The organism is Aureimonas phyllosphaerae (genome assembly GCF_047943035.1).
GTDB classification, from domain to species: Bacteria; Pseudomonadota; Alphaproteobacteria; order Rhizobiales; family Rhizobiaceae; genus Aureimonas; species Aureimonas phyllosphaerae.
The window spans coordinates 247041-261435 of sequence record NZ_CP181348.1; the positions used below are offsets into that span (position 1 = coordinate 247041).

Below are 14395 nucleotides of genomic sequence, written 5' to 3' on the forward strand. Positions count from 1 at the left end.
CTGAAGGCGCGGCGCCGGGCGCGCCAGCCGAACGTCGACGAGGTCGCGACAAAGATCCCCGCCCGCGACCGGATGCGGTCCAGCCCTGCCCTTTTCGCCTGACCGCGGTCGATGGGCGACTGCCACGGCCCCGGCGAGCGAGCGTCAGGCGGCCGGCGCGGATGCCGCCGCAAGGCGGCTTTCCACCGCGGCGCGATGGCGCGTTCCCCAGTCGCAGAGCGACATCAACGCCGCGACGAGCGTCAGGCCGAAGGGGGTGATCGTGTAGTCGACCCGGGGCGGCACCTCCCGGTAGTCGCGCCGCACCAGGACGCCCGCGCCCTCGAGGTCGCGCAGCTGCTGGATCAGCACCTTCTCGCTGATCCCCTCCACCAGCCGCTTGAGATCGCCGAATCGCCGGGGCCCGTTCTGGAGATGGTAGAGCACCAGCGGCTTCCACTTCCCGCCGACGACGGCCAGGGCGACGTCGAGACCACACTCGGAACTTCCCGCCGCCATCGCTTCCCTCGCTTACCTTTATGTCAGTACTAAATAAAACATCTGCGCCCGTCCACATCGCATCCGTCCAACGACAGGAGAACGAGATGGGCAGGCTGGACGGCAAGATCGCGGTCATCACGGGGGCCAACAGCGGCATCGGACTGGCGAGCGCCAGGCGTTTTGCCGAGGAGGGCGCTCGCGTCTTCATGACGGGCCGGCGGCAGGAGGAACTCGACCGGGCGGTGGCCGACGTCGGGCATGGCGCGCGCGGCATCCGGGGCGACATCGCCGACATGGGCGACCTCGACCGCCTCTTCGAGGCGGTCGGGGCGGACGCCGGTCGGATCGACGTCCTGTTCGCCAATGCGGGCGGCGGCGAGTTCGCCGCACTGCCCGACGCGACGGAGGCGCATTTCGATCGCACCTTCGCGATCAACGTGAAGGGCACTTTCTTCACGGTCCAGAAGGCCCTTCCGCTCCTTGCCGACGGCGCCTCGGTGATCCTGACCGGCTCCACCGCCGCGACCACCGGCATTCCGGCCTTCAGCGTCTACGCCGCCACCAAAGCCGCGATCCGCAGTTTCGCGCGCGGCTGGATCGTCGACCTCGCGCCGCGCGGCATCCGCGTGAACGTCCTCGTTCCCGGCGCGACCTCGACCCCTGGCTGGCACGCCCTTGCGCCGGGCGAGGAGGCTAACAAGGCCTTTGCCGCCGCATCCGAAGCGGCCTCGCCGCTCGGGCGCATGGGGCGGCCGGAGGAGATCGCCAACGCCGCGCTGTTCCTGGCGTCCGACGAGAGCAGCTTCGTCACGGGGAGCGAGCTGTTTGCCGACGGTGGCGCCGCGCAGATCTGACCGAAGCGCAATCGGCGTCCCGTCCGGCCGCGGCCCGACGGGACGCCCGCAAGGCGCAGGCCGCGTCAGGTCACCCGCCCTCTGGCGGTGACGGGCCACGGCTCCAGCGTGCCGTCCGGCAGGCGGACATGGACGGCGTCCATCATGTTGGTGACGACGCAGGCATGGTTCGGGACGATCTCCACCCGGTCGCCGACCGCGAGCGCGAGAGCTCCCTTGCCGGTGAGGCGGCCGTGCTCTTCCGACAACTGGTCGATCGCGACGTCCGGCAGCCCGACCACCATCCCGTAGCCGCCGAGGCCGAGGAGGTCGGAGGTCAGGACCTTCGACCCGGCGTCGATGATCGCGCGATCGGGCGTCGGCTTCGAGACGACGGTGGCGACGACGCGCAGCGCGCAGTCGGCAAGCTCGGCCGCACCGCGCGCGACCAGCGAGCGGTCGTTGTAGACATAGGTTCCCGGCCGGTACTCGGTGACGACGCCGTCGCTCGCGACCTGCCAGAGGTCGGGCGTGCCGCCGGACGTGACCACCGGCACCGTCAACCCTTCCGCCTCGATCGCGGCCTTGGCCTCGGCGAGGAAGGCGGCGGCGGCACCCCGTCCGCCGGCGAGTGGATAGGTCATCAGGCCGCCGAAGGCGAGGCCGGGCGCTCTCGCGATGCGCTGCGCGAGGCGTGCCGCGTCGGCCGGCGTCTGCACGCCGCACCGTCCCCCGCCGGTGTCGCACTCGACGAGAACGGCGAGGGGTCGCGGCTCGGCCGCGAAGGTGGCGGCAAGGCCGTCCACCACCGCGTCGCTGTCGGCGACGGTCGACAGGCGCACGCGCTGCGCAAGAGCCTTCAGCCGCTCGAGCTTGGCCGGACCGAGGACGGGATAGGTGAGAAGCACATCGGGGATCGCGGGGTCCTCGTCGAGGAGGGCCTCCACCTCGCCGATCTTCTGGCAGGTGATGCCGACCGCCCCGGCGTCGAGCTGCGCGCGCGCCAGCCGGGCGAGCTTGTGTGTCTTGATATGGGGCCGGATGGCCAGCCCAAGCGCCGCCAGATGGGCCTGCGCCCGGGCGATGTTTCGCAGCGCGGTGTCGAGATCGATCACCACCGCCGGTGTCTCCGGTTCGCCTGTCACGATCCCTCCCGCAAGCCTGTTGACAAATATCGAGGCATGTCCACTGATAAGGCAATCCGCTGTTGCGGTCAAATGTTCATTACAACGGACATCAGCTCTGGAGGGAATGGCAATGCGTGTGAAGGCTGTAGTTCTGGGGCTTATGGCGACGGCCACCGTCGCACTTCTCCCCGCGGGCGCCGAGGCCGCCAAGCTCGACGACGTTCTGGCACGCGGCACGCTCGTGGTCGGCACCGGCTCGACCAACGCGCCCTGGCATTTCAAGGACGCGTCCGACACGCTGCAGGGCTTCGACGTCGACATGGCCAAGATCGTCGCCAAGGCGCTCTTCGGCGACGCGGAGAAGGTCGAGTTCGTCAACCAGTCGTCGGACGCCCGCATCCCCAACATCACCACGGGCAAGGTCGACATGACCTGCCAGTTCATGACCGTGACCGGCGAGCGCGCCCAGCAGGTCAACTTCACCATCCCCTACTATCGCGAGGGCGTCGGCCTGATGCTGAAGGAGGGCAGCCAGTATGCCGACTACAACGCGCTGAAGGCGGCCGGTTCGTCGGTCACCATCGCGGTCCTCCAGAACGTCTACGCCGAGGAACTCGTCCACAAGGCCTTGCCGGAGGCGACCGTCGACCAGTACGAGGCGCAGGACCTTCTCTATCAGGCGCTCCAATCCGGCCGCGCGGATGCCGCGGCCACCGACCAGTCCTCGATCGCCTGGTACGTCACGCAGAACCCAGGCCAGTACAAGGACGCCGGCTACGGCTGGAGCCCGCAGACCTATGCCTGCGCCGTCGCCAAGGGCGACCAGGACTGGCTGAACTTCGTCAACACCGCGCTGCACGAGGCGATGACCGGCGTCGAGTTCGACACCTATGCCGCCTCGTTCAAGAAGTGGTTCGGCAAGGATCTGCCGCCCCCGGCGATCGGCTTCCCGGTCGAGTTCAAGTGATATCCGACGGTCCGGGCCACTGCGCCCGGACCGCCTCGCGCCCCACGCCCCAAACGAGCGATCCCGATGGGATACACCCTCAACTTCGACGCCGTCTGGCGGAACTTCGACGACCTCCTGTGGGGGCTCGGCCTCAGCCTCGGTCTCGCGGTCGTCGCGATCGGCATCGGCTGCGCCCTCGGGCTCGTGCTCGCCTTCGGCCGGGTCAGCCGGTCGCGGGCGCTGCGGATGCCGGCGGGCGCCTACGTGACGCTGTTCCGCAACCTGCCGCTTCTCGTGATCGTCCTGTTCTCGTTCTTCGCGCTGCCCCAGCTCGGTCTTCGCCTGTCGAAGCAGAGCTCGTTCGTCCTCGCTCTCGCACTCTACTCGGCGGCCTACCTTGCCGAGGTGTTCCGCGGCGGCCTCCTCGGCGTGCCGAAGGGCCTGCGCGAGGCAGGGCTCGCGATCGGCCTGACCGAGGGGCAGATCCGTCGCCGCATCGTCCTGCCGGTGATGCTGCGCGCCGTCCTACCGGCGCTGGGCTCGACCTTCATCGGCCTCTTCAAGGACACCTCGCTCGCCGCCGCGATCGCCGTGCCCGAACTCACCTTCGAGGCGCGCAAGATCAACGTCGAGACCTTCCGCGTCATCGAGACGTGGATCGTGGCGAGCGGGCTCTACATCGCGACCTGCTCGATCCTCGCCGCCCTCCTGCGCCGCGTCGAGGCGCGGCTCGCCGTGTCGAGGTAAGCTGCCGTGACCGCTCCTCCCACCTTCCTCGAGATCGTCTGGCTGGCGCGCTGGCCGCTCCTCTACGGCCTCGGCACCACGGTCGCCATCTCGGCGCTCGCCATCCTCGGCGGCACCGTCATCGGAACCCTTCTCGGCCTCGCGCTGACCTACGGCAACCGCGCCGCGCGCCTCCTCGCGCGCATCTATACCGATGTGATCCGCGGCACGCCGGTCCTCGTCCTGGTGCTCGCGAGCTTCTACATCCTCGGCACCGTCGGGCTCGACCTCTCGGCCTTCCAGGCCGGCGTCCTCGCGCTGACGCTGTTCTGCGCCTCGCATGTCGGCGAGATCACGCGCGGCGCCCTCGAGACCATTCACAAGGGCCAGACCGAGGCGGCCAAGGCGATCGGCCTCACCTTCGGCCAGACCTTCCGCTACGTGCTCGGGCCGCAGGCGCTGCGCCTCGCCCTGCCGCCGCTGATCAACACGGCGGCCGAGATGGTGAAGGCCTCGACGCTCCTCTCGGTGATCGGCGTCGCCGAGCTTCTCCTGCGCACGCAGGAGGTCATCAGCCGCGCCTTCCACAGCCTCGAGTTCTATCTCCTCGCCGGCCTTCTCTACTTCCTCGTCAATTTCGCCATCGAGCGTCTCGGCCGCTACGTCGAGCGCCGCGTGAGCGTCGCGTGAAAGGCGCCCCGATGACCGCGAACCTTCTGGAAATCCGGGACCTTCGCAAGAGCTACGGCCCGCTCGAGGTCCTGAAAGGGGTCGACTGCGACGTGCGCTCGGGCGAGGTGATCTCGATCATCGGCTCGTCGGGTTCCGGCAAGACGACCATGCTGCGCTGCGTCAACATGCTGGAGGAGTTCGAGGGCGGCTCGATCCGCATCGACGGCGAGGAGATCGGCTTCTCCACCGAGAGCGGCCAGCGCCGGCGCAAGAGCGAGCGGGAGATCGCCCGCCAGCGCGCGCTGACCGGCATGGCCTTCCAGCAGTTCAACCTCTTCCCGCACATGACCGCGCTCGAGAACGTCACGCTCGGCCTGACGCTGGTGCGACGGATGGGTCGGGACGAGGCACGCGCGCTCGGCGAGACCTGGCTCGACCGCGTCGGCCTCCTGGCTCGCAAGGACCAGTATCCGGCGAAACTTTCCGGCGGCCAGCAGCAGCGCGTGGCGATCGCGCGCGCCATCGCCATGAGCCCGCGCCTGATGCTGTTCGACGAGGTCACCTCCGCCCTCGACCCCGAGCTCGTCGCCGAGGTGCTTGCCGTCGTGCGCTCGCTCGCCGAGGACGGCATGACGATGCTCCTCGTCACCCACGAGATGCGCTTCGCCTACGAGGTCTCGAGCCGCGTCATCTTCATGAACGGCGGGCGCATCGGCGAAGAGGGGGACCCGCGCGAGATGTTCGCGTCCCCCAAGACCGAGCGCCTTGCCGCCTTCCTCCAGTCTTCCCGCTTCAACTGACAGAACAGGACACGCACGCATGACTCTCAAGCGCTATGGTGCCGGCGAGACCGGCGCCGGCGGCAAGCCGCTGCCCTTCGCCCGTGCGGTGGAAGCCGACGGCTGGCTCTATGTGTCCGGCCAGGTGGCCATGGAGAACGGCGAGATCGTGCCGGGCGGCATCGTCCAGCAGACGAAGAAGACGATGGAGAACGTCATCGCCATCCTCACCGAGGCGGGCTACGGGCTGGAGGACGTGGTGCGCGTCGGCGTCTGGCTCGACGACCCCCGGGACTTCTGGAGCTTCAACGGCGTCTATGCCGAATATTTCGGCGCGACGCCGCCGGCTAGGGCCTGCGTGCAGTCGTCGATGATGGTCGACTGCAAGGTCGAGATTGACTGCGTCGCCTTCAAGCGGAAATAAGCCGCGGGAGGCTTTTGAGCATCGGGGGCGAGAGGATGGACGTGCGCGTGGAGGAGACCGTCAACCGCCGGGCGCGCGGGCTCGACCGGGCCTTCGACATCCTCGACGCCCTGCGCGAGGCGGGCCGCCCGCTCCGCCCCAACGAGATCGCGGCCGCGATGGGCGCGCCGCGGTCGACGATCTACGAAGTCGTCGCGGCGCTCGTGAAGCTCGATGTCCTGGAAGCCGCCGACGCCGAGGGGCGCGTCTTCCTCGGCCGGCGCCTGTTCCTCTACGGGCAGGCCTACGGCCACCACTCCGACATGCCGAGCCGCGTGGCGATGGTGCTCGACCGTCTCGCGGCGGAGACGCAGGAGACCGCGCAGTTCTGCCTCCTCGACGGCAACAAGTACACGGTCGCCATGATGCGCGAAGGCTCGCGGCCCTTCCGCATCTCGTCGAGCGTCGGCGAGCGCACGCCCATTCCCTGGACGGCGTCCGGCCGCCTGCTCCTTGGCCATCTCGGCGAGGACGAGATCCGCGCCTTCGTGCCGCCGGCGGACTTCCAGCTCCCCTCGGGCGACTGGCTCGCACCGGCCGAGTTCGCGCGGCAGGCCCACAAGGCCGTCGCGGACGGCTATTTCACCTTCGATTCCATCGTCGACAGCTACACCCACTGCTTCGCCGTGCCGATCCGCCGGCCGGACGGAACGGCGGCGGCGACGCTCTGCCTCGTCGCGCCGAAGGCCGATGCCCTGCGCAACCATGCCGATTATCTGGCTCGGCTCGGCGCGGCCGCGGTGTCGCTCGAACCCTTCTTCGCCTGAGCCGCCGGGCGGCGCCCGCGCCGCTGGCGGCGGACACTCGGGCGGTGTAGGCCCTGATGCAACCTTCGCCGAGCCCCGGGAGACGCCTCATGACCCTTCGAACCGACGACGCCCTTCGCGAGGAGATGGTCGCGACCTGCCGCCGCATGAACGAGAGCGGCATCAACCAGGGCACCGCGGGCAACCTGTCGGTGCGCAACGCGGCGGGCTTCCTCATCACCCCGACCTCGCTGCCCTACGATCTCATGCAGCCGGGCGACCTCGTGCAGATGCACTTCGACGGCCGCTACGAAGGCCCCCGGCGCCCGTCGTCGGAATGGCGCTTCCACCGCGACATCCTCGCCGCCCGCCCCGACGTCGACTGCGTCCTCCACTGCCATTCCGTCTACGCCACGACGCTCGCCGTCCACCACAAGGAGATCCCGAGCTTCCACTACATGACCGCGGTCGCCGGCGGCACGACGATCCGCTGCTCGCGCTATGCGACCTTCGGGACGCAGGCGCTGTCGGACGCCGCGCTGGAAGCCTTGGAGGACCGGATGGCCTGCCTTCTCGGCCAGCACGGGCAGATCGCGCTCGGGCGCACCATGGCGGGCGCGCTGGCGCTGGCGATCGAGGTCGAGACGCTGTCGCGCCTCTATGTCCAGGCACGCATCCTCGGCGAGCCGCCGGTCCTCCCCGACGACGAGATGGCGCGCGTCATCCAGCAGATGAAGAACATGAGCTACGGCCAGGCCCCCGATCTCGACGGGGTGAACGACACGCCGAGCGCGACGGCCGGCGACGATCGCCCGGCGGCGAAGGCCTGAGGGGCGCGAGACCCTCCACGACGCGCGCGGCTGGCTGGATCCGGTCGGCCCGCCGCGTGGCCTCGGCCGTCGGGACCGGGGCTTCCTCATCCCCTGCCGTGCGAGAACCCCGCGCCCTGCCGCCGGGTGCATGACCGTCCCGCGAACCCCTGCCCTCGAATCACGCCGCCTGACGCAATCGTGGGCAGCGCGCCCCGGCGGACGGCGCGCCGAGGCGGATGCGCCAGCGTGCCAACGCCACGCCGTCATATGATATATCGCCTGCATCGCCGGGCTTCCCGCCCGCCTCGCCTGCCATCACCTTGATTTGGCACGCTTCCTGCTTTGCGATCCTGAACGGGCATTCGCCGCGTGGGGTCTTCAAACGCCGCGCGAATGGTGATGAACTGGCCGCCTCCGGACCGCGAGGCCGGCTGGAACCGGATGGGGATGCGTGCGATGCGATTGACCTATTCCACCGATCAGGCCCCGGGCGGCCAGCGCAAGCAGTTCTGGCAGGATGCGGTCTCGCGCACCTACTTCCCGCTCGATATCCAGTTCCGCAACGCGCAGGAGTTTTCCGGCGACCTCGACTTCTGGTCGCTCGGCCAGGTCTCGATCTCGCGCAACCACTGCGACGGGCTGCTCTACCGGCGGCAGGAGCGTCACCTCGTCTCGGAGCGCGAGGAAAGCTACCTGATCACGGTGCCCGACATCGCCGAGATCCGCTTCGCGCAGGACAACCAGGACGTCACCTGCCGGCCCGGCCAGTTCCTGATCGAGCGCAGCCACCTGCCCTACGAGTTCAGCCATCGCGAGCGGGCCGCGCTCTGGGTGATGAAGGTGCCGAGCGCGCTCCTTCGCTCGCGCATCCCCCGGCCCGAGCGGCTGGCGACGCTCCAGTTCGACGCCAGCCGCTCGGTCGGCGCTCTCTTCGTCGACATGCTGCGCATGACCGCGCCGCGGCTCGACGAGATGGACGAGGCGGCGCGAAGCCTGATGGGCGCCCATCTCGTCGACCTCCTCGCCATGGCGGTGGAGGCCGACCAGCGCGTCCTGTCGGGCTCGTCATCGTCGGTGCGCAACGCTCACCTTCATCGCGCCGAGCACTTCATCCGCTCGCACCTGCGCGAGACCGACCTGTCGCCGCAGCGCATCGCGGACGGCTGCGGCATCTCGCTGCGCTACCTCCACCAGCTCTTCGAGGCGGAGCGCACGACGGTCTGCGCCCATATCCGCACCCAGCGCCTCCTGATGTGCGACGCGCTCCTGAGGGACCCGCAGAACGGACGCCGCGCGATTTCCGAGATCGCCTACGAATGGGGCTTCGGCGATCAGGCGCAGTTCAGCCGCAACTACCGCGCCCAGTTCGGCTGCAGTCCGAGCCAGGCCCGGACGACGGCGCTGAAGGGCTGATCAGCGATAGTGCAGCGCACAAAGACGCCCAAGCTTTGTGCGGCCGATGCTCTCAGGCGCAAGGACTGATGCGCTCTCCGACAAGAGCGGGCACGCGAAAGCCCCTTTAATCCCCCCGCAACCTTTCGAAAAACCACCGACCGTCCTTGTCGAACGGGCGCGGATCGCACCGATCCGCCGCGCCATCGGGCACGCCTGTGCCGACATGAACGGTCGAAGCCTTGGGGATGGGCCGCCTTGCAGAATCTTCGCGTCGCCGTCGATGTCGGCGGCACCTTCACCGACATCTGCATCATGGACGAGGACACCGGCCTCATCCGCATCGAGAAGACGTCGTCCACCAAGGACCCGATCGAGGGGATCCTCGGCGGCGTCGGCAAGGCCGGCATCGATCTGTCCAAGGTGGCGCTCTTCAGCCACGGCACCACCGTCGCGACCAACGCGCTGATCACCCGTCGCCTGCCGCGCACCGCCATGGTCTGCAGCGCGGGCTTTCGCGACGTTCTCGAGATCCGCCGCGCCAACAAGGAAGATCTCTGGGACGTCTACAAGGACGTCGTGAAGCCCTACATCCCGCGCCGCGACCGGCTGACGGTGCCCGAGCGCGTCGACAGCGCCGGTACGGTCGTCGAGCCGCTGGACGAGGCGGCCGCGCGCGAGGTCGCGCGCATTCTCAAGAAGCGCGGCGTCGAGGCGATCGCGGTCTGCTTCATGAACGCCTACCTGAACGGCGACCACGAGCGCCGCATGCGCGAGATCCTGCTCGAGGCCATGCCCGACGTGCCGGTCTCGATCTCCTCGCAGGTGCTGCCGGAGATCTTCGAGCACGAGCGCTTCTCGACCACGGTCGCCAACGCCGCAGTCTCGCCGGTCGTCGTCAGCTACACGACGCGGCTCGGCGAGGAACTGGCGTCGGGCGGCTACACCCGCGACCTCCTCCTTCTCCACACCGGCGGCGGCGTGATGACGCCGGCGAGCGTCAAGGACTATGCCGCGCGGCTTGCGGGCTCAGGCATCGCGGCCGGCGCCATCGCGTCCCGCCACATCGCCTCGCTCTGCGGCTTCCCGAACTCGATCGGCCTCGACATGGGCGGCACATCCACCGACGTCTCGCTCGCCTACGAGGGCCAGTCGCGTGTCACCAAAGACTGGTACATCGAGTTCGGCTACCCCATCCGCTTCTCCTCGATCGAGGTGCTGACGATCGGGGCCGGCGGCGGCTCGCTTGCCTGGACCGACGAGGCGGGATCGCTTCGCAACGGCCCGCAGTCGGCCGGCGCCTTTCCCGGTCCTGCCTGCTACGGCAACGGCAACCGCCAGCCGACCAACACCGATGCCAACGTCACGCTCGGGCGCCTCGGCACGAGTCTCGCCGGCGGCAAGGTGCAGCTCGATCCCGCCCTCGCCCGCGAAGCGGTCGAGGACGGCGTCGCCAAGCCCTTCGGCCTGTCGGCCGAGGAAGCGTCGGATGCGATCCTGCGCGTCGCCAACGCCAACATGTCGGACGCCGTGCGCCTGATCTCGATCAGCCGCGGCTACGACCCGCGAGACTTCGCCCTCGTCGCCTTCGGCGGGGCCGGTGCGCTGCACGGGGTGGACGTCGCGCGCGAGCTCGCGATCCCCGCCGTGATCGTCCCGCCGAACCCCGGCGTCACCTCGGCGCTCGGCTGCCTCCTCGTCGACATGCAGCACGATTTCTCGGAAAACTGCATGGTGGAGGGCACTGAAGCCGAGCCCGCCGATATCGAGGCGCGCTTTGCCCGGATCGAGCGCGAGGCCCTCGACCGGCTGACGCACGAGGGCGTCGCGGAAGGCGACATCGTCCTCCAGCGCTCGATCGACATGATGTATCGCGGACAGTGGCGCTCGCTCGCGGTCTCCGTGCCGAGCCCGATCACCTCGATCGAGGCGCTGGTCGCCGACTTCCACCGCGAACACCAGCGCGAGTACAACTTCCGCCGCGACGACGCGCCGGTCTCGTTCTTCCGCGTCAACGTCAAGGCGATCGGCGTCGTGCCGAAGGCCGAACTCGCCGTCCACGAGCCGACGGGCGAGACCCCCGATCCCGTGTCGCGCCGCACCGTCTGGTTCGACAACGCACCGCACGACACGCCGGTCTTCCAGCGCGACGACCTGCCCTGCGGCTTCTCGTTCCGGGGCCCGGCGATCGTCGAGCAGGTGGACTCGACCGTCGTCGTGCCGCCCGGCTCGCTCGCCGAGGTCGACAAATTCCTGAACATCATCATCCGCGTGAAGGGCTGAACGAGATGGCCAGCGAACAGACGCTCGACCCTGTGACCTTCGAGGTCCTCAAGAACTCCTTCATCACCAGCGTCGACCAGATGGGCGAGCAGGTGCTGCGGACCTGCTACTCCTTCGTGATCTACAACCACGACTTCTCCTCGGCGCTGCACGATGCCGACGGCGAATGCGCGGCGCAGGGCAACCAGGACATCGCCGTCCACGTCGGCACCCTGCACTTCACCTGCAAGGACGTCATGCGCGCCTTCGAGGGCGACATGCACGACGGCGACGTCTTCGCCATCAACGACCCCTATGCCGGCGGCACGCATTTCTCGGACGTGCGCCTCATCCGCCCGATCTTCTCGGGCGGCGAGATCATCGCCTATGCCCAGTCCAACGGCCACTGGTCGGACATGGGCGGCTCGGTGCCGGGCTCCTTCGACGTCACGGCGCGCGACATGTTCCGCGAGGGCCTGCGCATCACGCCGGTCCGGCTCTACGACAAGGGCGTGTTCCGGCGCGACGTCGCCAACATGATCGCCTCCAACACGCGCGATCCGGCCTCGATCATCGGCGACATCCAGGCGCAGGCCCAGGGCACCGCCGTCTGCGCGCGCGAGATCCTGCGCCTCGTCGAGAAGTACGGGCGCGAGACCGTGAAGACGGGCCTTGCCGAAGTGCAGGACTATGTCGAACGGGCCGTGCGCCAGCGCATCGCGGCGCTCCCCGACGGCACCTGGGAGACGGTCGACTACATCGACCGCGACCCGGCCGGCGGCGAGGGCATGATCCCGATCCGCATCAAGATGACGATCCGGGGCGATAAGGCCTATTACGACTTCTCGGGCAGCCACCCGACCATCGCCTCGATCTACAACTCGGCCTTCGGCGCGACCTTCTCGGCGGTCGCGGCCGGCATGAAGACCTTCTTCCCCGACCTGCCGCTGAATTCCGGTTTCTACCGCGCCTTTGAGCTGACGGTGCCCGAGGGCTCGATCGTCGACGCCAAGTGGCCGGTGGCGGTCACCGGCTTCCTGATGCCCTTCGAGAAGATCATGAACTCGATCTACGAGATGTGGTCGGAGCTGATGCCCGAGCGCGCGCTCGCCTGCACCTTCAATCTCGAATACTTGCTCACCGGCGGGCGCGACGCCCGCTCCCCGGACAAGCCGATCTTCATGTTCTACGACTGGCTTCCCGGCGGCTGGGGCGGGCGCAACGGCAAGGACGGCGCCAACGTCACCACCTCGTGCTTCGGCACCGGCATGATGGCGCAGCCGATCGAGGGCCAGGAGCGCACGACGCCCATCCTGATGACCGAGTGCCAGATCCAGACCGATTCCGCCGGTCCCGGCGAATGGCGCGGCGGCGTCGGCGTCCTCAAGGGCTCCAAGATGCTGCAGTCCGAGGACACGGTGATCTCCTACATCTGCGACCGCGAGCGGGCGATCGTCTGGGGCATCGAAGGGGGCCTGCCCTCGATCCCGCACGGGCTGACGCTGAAGCGGGTCGGCACCGAGGAGACCGTGCGCCTCGGCACGATCTTCTCCGACGTGTCGCTCAAGGAGGGCGACCACTTCTGGCGACCCACCGGCGGCGGCGGCGGCTTCGGCGATCCGTTGAAGCGCGATCCCGCCCATGTCCTCGAGGACGTCGTCGACGACTACGTGTCGGTGAAGCGGGCCGCCAGCGACTACGGCGTCGTGATCCGCACGATCGACGCCGAACTTTGCGAGTACGAGATCGACGAGGCCGGCACGCAAGCCCTTCGCGCCGAGATCGCCAAGAGCCGCGTCGAGTGGGCCCGTGAAGACCCCGAAGCGATCGCCGGGAGGTTCCGGGCCGGCGAGATCGACATGATGGACGTGATCCGCCGCCACGCCGTGATCCTCCACTGGGGCACGGGCGAACTCCTGCCCGAGTCCACCCGGCAGTTCCGCGAGAGCTTCGAGCGCCGCTCGGTCGCCAAGTGGGCCGCCGCCTGACGAGACATGCCCGAACGGGCGGGGCCGGACGGCCCCGTCCCTCCCTCTCTCCTCCCGAAGCCTGAAGGATCGATGCCATGACGCCTTTTCAAGCCATGACCCGCGCACTCGGGCTTGCGACCGGCCTGTCGCTCGCCGCGCTCTCCCCCGCTTCGGCGCAGGAGAGCTGGTTCCCGATGAAGATCTTCGATTCCTCCTCCGGCACGCCGACCCCGGCCGAGTACACGCCGGTGGGCAAGGCCGAGAAACCCTACAATCTCTGCGTCCTCTTCCCGCACATGAAGGACAGCTTCTGGGTCGCGGTCGCCTACGGCGTCGTGAAACAGGCCGAGGCCGCCAACGTCAACATGACGCTCTACGAGGCGGGCGGCTACGAGAACCTGCCGCGCCAGCTCTCGCAGTTCGACGACTGCCTCGCGAGCGGCGCGGACGCCATCATCGTCGGCGCGATCTCCGGCGCGGGCCTCGCGCAGAAGTTCGACGAGGCCAAGGCCAAGGGCGTGCCGGTGATCGGCGTCGTCAATCCGGTGCCGATCGAGAAGCTGCCGGCCGCCAACTTCGTCGACTTCGCGGCGATGGGCGGGGTGACCGCCAAGGGCCTTCTGGCGAGCCTCGGCTCGGGCGAGACGGCGAATGTCGTCACCTTCCCCGGCCCCGCGGGCTCAGGGTGGGCGGAAAGCTTCAACGAGGGCTTCAAGAAGGAGGTCGCCGGCAACGCCAACGTCAAGATCCTGGACGAGAAGTTCGGCGACTCGGGCGTCGCCGTCCAGCTCCAGCTGATCCAGGACGCGCTCCAGACCTATCCCGACATGAACGTCATCTGGGGCACCGCGCCGACGGCGGAGGCCGCGATCGGCGCGGTGGCCGAGGCTGGCCGCACCGACATGAAGATCATCTCCTCCTACGAGAACCAGGCGATGCTCGACGCGCTGAACCGCGGCGACATCCTGGCCTTCGCCACCCAGTATCCTGTCGGCGAAGGCGCGATCGGCATCGACCAGGCGATCCGCCTCATCGAGAAGAAGCCGGTGGTCAAGCTCGTCCAGCCGGAAGCCGCCGTCATCGACAAGACCACGGTGCCGAACGTCAAGATGGACCTCGTCCTCGCCCCCGCCGACTGGACCCCGGTCTATTCGGTCAAGGCGAAGTAGGACCCGCGCGACATG

At 68.8% G+C, this 14395-nt stretch carries 14 protein-coding genes; 12 read left to right on the top strand and 2 right to left on the bottom strand.

The features are described from left to right. Positions 1–144: 144 nt before the first annotated feature. Positions 145–498, bottom strand: a complete 354-nt coding sequence (locus ACLNGM_RS01150) for a winged helix-turn-helix transcriptional regulator (protein ID WP_416356842.1) — start codon at positions 496–498, stop codon at positions 145–147. Between the two features lie 86 nt (positions 499–584). Between ACLNGM_RS01150 and ACLNGM_RS01155 the strand changes: the two genes are divergently transcribed. Beyond that, a complete protein-coding gene (locus ACLNGM_RS01155; RefSeq protein ID WP_416356843.1) occupies positions 585–1334 on the top strand; it encodes an SDR family oxidoreductase in 750 nt (249 codons plus the stop codon). Positions 1335–1399: 65 nt separating this feature from the next. On the opposite strand, the gene ACLNGM_RS01160 is transcribed toward ACLNGM_RS01155, so the two are convergent. Continuing rightward, entirely contained in the window at positions 1400–2458 is a 1059-nt protein-coding gene (locus ACLNGM_RS01160) for an alanine racemase (protein ID WP_416356844.1), read from the bottom strand. Between the two features lie 142 nt (positions 2459–2600). Between ACLNGM_RS01160 and ACLNGM_RS01165 the strand changes: the two genes are divergently transcribed. From ACLNGM_RS01165 to torT, 11 genes are all read left to right on the top strand, one after another. Further along, entirely contained in the window at positions 2601–3407 is an 807-nt protein-coding gene (locus tag ACLNGM_RS01165; protein ID WP_416358531.1) for a transporter substrate-binding domain-containing protein, read from the top strand. 66 nt (positions 3408–3473) lie between these two features. Further along, on the top strand, positions 3474–4136 hold the full coding sequence (locus ACLNGM_RS01170; protein WP_090965642.1) for an amino acid ABC transporter permease: 663 nt from the start codon (positions 3474–3476) through the stop codon (positions 4134–4136). Positions 4137–4142: 6 nt separating this feature from the next. Further along, positions 4143–4805, top strand: coding sequence for an amino acid ABC transporter permease (locus ACLNGM_RS01175; RefSeq protein ID WP_416356845.1), 663 nt, complete (start codon positions 4143–4145; stop codon positions 4803–4805). Positions 4806–4816: 11 nt separating this feature from the next. Further along, entirely contained in the window at positions 4817–5587 is a 771-nt protein-coding gene (locus tag ACLNGM_RS01180; RefSeq protein WP_416356846.1) for an amino acid ABC transporter ATP-binding protein, read from the top strand. A 19-nt stretch (positions 5588–5606) separates the two neighbouring features. Next, complete coding sequence (locus ACLNGM_RS01185; RefSeq protein ID WP_055887409.1) at positions 5607–5990, top strand: RidA family protein; 384 nt, start codon at positions 5607–5609, stop codon at positions 5988–5990. Positions 5991–6025: 35 nt separating this feature from the next. Beyond that, complete coding sequence (locus ACLNGM_RS01190; RefSeq protein ID WP_416358532.1) at positions 6026–6796, top strand: IclR family transcriptional regulator; 771 nt, start codon at positions 6026–6028, stop codon at positions 6794–6796. 89 nt (positions 6797–6885) lie between these two features. Then, a complete protein-coding gene (locus ACLNGM_RS01195) occupies positions 6886–7605 on the top strand; it encodes a class II aldolase/adducin family protein (RefSeq protein WP_416356847.1) in 720 nt (239 codons plus the stop codon). A 381-nt stretch (positions 7606–7986) separates the two neighbouring features. Further along, complete coding sequence (locus ACLNGM_RS01200) at positions 7987–9000, top strand: helix-turn-helix domain-containing protein (protein ID WP_416356848.1); 1014 nt, start codon at positions 7987–7989, stop codon at positions 8998–9000. A gap of 237 nt (positions 9001–9237) precedes the next feature. Next, a complete protein-coding gene (locus ACLNGM_RS01205) occupies positions 9238–11262 on the top strand; it encodes a hydantoinase/oxoprolinase family protein (RefSeq protein ID WP_416356849.1) in 2025 nt (674 codons plus the stop codon). 5 nt (positions 11263–11267) lie between these two features. Further along, a complete protein-coding gene (locus ACLNGM_RS01210; protein ID WP_416356850.1) occupies positions 11268–13229 on the top strand; it encodes a hydantoinase B/oxoprolinase family protein in 1962 nt (653 codons plus the stop codon). A gap of 77 nt (positions 13230–13306) precedes the next feature. Then, positions 13307–14380: a TMAO reductase system periplasmic protein TorT gene (gene torT, locus ACLNGM_RS01215; protein WP_416356851.1), complete on the top strand. Its 1074-nt coding sequence runs from the start codon at positions 13307–13309 to the stop codon at positions 14378–14380. Positions 14381–14395: the final 15 nt, after the last annotated feature.

Coding starts and splice junctions, on each gene's coding strand:
- ACLNGM_RS01155 (WP_416356843.1), top strand. CDS start 585: ATGGGCAGGCTGGACGGCAAGATCGCGGTCATCACGGGGGCCAACAGC.
- ACLNGM_RS01180 (WP_416356846.1), top strand. CDS start 4,817: ATGACCGCGAACCTTCTGGAAATCCGGGACCTTCGCAAGAGCTACGGC.
- ACLNGM_RS01185 (WP_055887409.1), top strand. CDS start 5,607: ATGACTCTCAAGCGCTATGGTGCCGGCGAGACCGGCGCCGGCGGCAAG.
- ACLNGM_RS01165 (WP_416358531.1), top strand. CDS start 2,601: ATGGCGACGGCCACCGTCGCACTTCTCCCCGCGGGCGCCGAGGCCGCC.
- ACLNGM_RS01150 (WP_416356842.1), bottom strand. CDS start 498: ATGGCGGCGGGAAGTTCCGAGTGTGGTCTCGACGTCGCCCTGGCCGTC.
- torT (WP_416356851.1), top strand. CDS start 13,307: ATGACGCCTTTTCAAGCCATGACCCGCGCACTCGGGCTTGCGACCGGC.
- ACLNGM_RS01170 (WP_090965642.1), top strand. CDS start 3,474: ATGGGATACACCCTCAACTTCGACGCCGTCTGGCGGAACTTCGACGAC.
- ACLNGM_RS01190 (WP_416358532.1), top strand. CDS start 6,026: ATGGACGTGCGCGTGGAGGAGACCGTCAACCGCCGGGCGCGCGGGCTC.
- ACLNGM_RS01195 (WP_416356847.1), top strand. CDS start 6,886: ATGACCCTTCGAACCGACGACGCCCTTCGCGAGGAGATGGTCGCGACC.
- ACLNGM_RS01200 (WP_416356848.1), top strand. CDS start 7,987: ATGAACTGGCCGCCTCCGGACCGCGAGGCCGGCTGGAACCGGATGGGG.
- ACLNGM_RS01210 (WP_416356850.1), top strand. CDS start 11,268: ATGGCCAGCGAACAGACGCTCGACCCTGTGACCTTCGAGGTCCTCAAG.